The sequence below is a fragment of the Nonomuraea sp. JJY05 genome (genome assembly GCF_043496855.1).
Taxonomy (GTDB): Bacteria; Actinomycetota; Actinomycetes; order Streptosporangiales; family Streptosporangiaceae; genus Nonomuraea.
In genome coordinates this window covers 1-1,763 of the sequence record NZ_JBIEIS010000121.1, presented here as the reverse complement: position 1 = coordinate 1,763, position 1,763 = coordinate 1, and the positions used below count along the sequence as shown (strand labels likewise).

The window sequence follows — 1,763 nt, the reverse complement described above, 5'->3', positions numbered from 1 at the left end:
CCGGCCGGCAAGGTGCCCGAGTCGTTCCAGATCCTCGGCTACTCCCGGATCGGGCCGATCCCCGTCTCCGCCCTGCTCTGGGCGGGCGTGGCGGTCGTGGCCTGGTTCCTGCTGAGCAGGACCCGGCTGGGCTACCGCATCTACGCCGTCGGCGGCAACGAGGAGGTCGCCCGCCTGTCCGGGATCCGCACCAGCCGGGTCATCGTGCTCACCCACGTGCTCTGCTCCGTCTGCGCCGGCGTCGCGGGCCTGCTGCTGGCCAGCAGGCTCGGCGCCGGCGCGCCCACGGTGGGCACCGATGGCGGCTACGACCTGGAGTCCATCGCCGCGGTCGTGCTCGGCGGGACCGCGCTGGCCGGCGGCAAGGGCGGCGTCGCCGGAACCGTGGGCGGGGTCCTGCTGCTGGCCGTCCTGGACACCATCTTCAACCAGCTCGAGGTCAACTCCTTCGTCAAGGACGTGGTCCGCGGCGTGGTCATCGTCATCGCGGTGGCCGTCTACGCCCGGCGTATCAAGGGACGGTCGGCATGAAGCGGGCACTTCCCATCCTCGTGGTCCTCGTGGTGCTGCTGGCCGCGATCGCGGTCGCCAACCCCTTCTTCCTGGAGCCCGCCGGGTTCCTGGCGTTCCTCAAGCGGGCCGCGCCGCTGGTGATCCTGGCCGCGGGACAGTATTTCGTCATCGTCTCCGGCGAGTTCGACCTGTCGGTCGGCTCGCTGGTGACGGCCGAAGTGGTGATCGCCGCGCGGCTCATCGACGGCGAGGAACCGGCGACCTGGCCGGTCATCGCCCTGCTGATCGTCATCGGGTTGCTCGTCGGGCTGGTCAACGGCGTGGTCACCACCACGTTGCGGGTGCCGTCGTTCATCGTGACGCTCGGCATGCTGCTCATCCTGTCCGGAGCGGTGTTCCTGTGGACCGGCGGCGCACCGCGCGGCGCGTTGTCGGAGGGGTTCCGGGCCTTCGGCCGCGGCAGTCTCGGGCCGGTGCCGTGGTCGGTGCTGATCCTGCTGGCCATGGGGGCGGCGGCGATCTGGCTCATGCGCGCCGACTTCGGCAAAACGCTGATGGCCACCGGGGACAACGAGCGGGCCGCGGCCCTGTCCGGGGTCCGGGTCGACCGGGCCAAGATCTTCGCCTTCATGCTGTCCGGTCTGGCCGCCGCGGTCGCGGCGATCCTGCTCGGCGGCTTCGCCGGAGTATCGGCGCAGGTGGGTCAGGGGCTGGAGTTCTCGGCCATCACCGCGGTCGTCCTCGGCGGCGTGGTGCTCGGCGGCGGCCGCGGCTCCGTGCTGGCCGCCATGGCCGGAGCCTTCACGCTGGAGGCCCTGTTCACGCTGCTCAACCTGTATGGGATCTCGGGAGCGCTGGAGTTCACCGTGCAGGGCGTCATCATCATCGCCGCGGTCGCGGCGGGAGCCATCCGGCTTCCCTGGAAGTTCACCCCCCGAAGAGGAGACGCACATGCCGCGTCGTAAGGCCGCAGTCGCCGCGTTCGCCGTTCTCGCCCTCGCCGGCTGCACCACCGACAAGCCGACAGCCACGACTCAACCCGCCGCTTCCGCCCCGAGCGCCAGTCAGAGTGCCCAGGGCTCGGGCTCGGGCTCGGGCACGGGCGCGCAGTCGAAGTTCTTCGTGCAGGCGGACTTCGACGCCCAGCTGGCCATGCGCACCCAGACCCCGGAGGGTCCCTCCGACAAGCCGTGGGAGCAGGCCATTGCCCCGAAGATGACGGACACGGCCAAGTACAAGAAGGACGGGCC

At 71.0% G+C, this 1,763-nt stretch carries 2 protein-coding genes and 1 pseudogene; all 3 read left to right on the top strand.

Annotated features, from left to right (window positions below; all coding sequences use genetic code 11):
* A partial coding sequence (locus ACFKCF_RS61540; RefSeq protein ID WP_394506774.1) for an ABC transporter permease occupies window positions 1–531 on the top strand: 531 nt, incomplete at its 5' end.
* Window positions 528–1,478, top strand: coding sequence for an ABC transporter permease (locus ACFKCF_RS61535; RefSeq protein WP_394506772.1), 951 nt, complete (start codon window positions 528–530; stop codon window positions 1,476–1,478). The genes ACFKCF_RS61540 and ACFKCF_RS61535, both read left to right, overlap by 4 nt.
* Window positions 1,465–1,763: pseudogene (locus ACFKCF_RS61530) on the top strand (hypothetical protein); the annotation flags it as partial. The gene ACFKCF_RS61535 and the pseudogene ACFKCF_RS61530, both read left to right, overlap by 14 nt.

What these genes read in the sequence shown, in the direction of transcription:
- ACFKCF_RS61535 (WP_394506772.1), top strand. Translation starts at nt 528, where the DNA reads ATGAAGCGGGCACTTCCCATCCTCGTGGTCCTCGTGGTGCTGCTGGCC.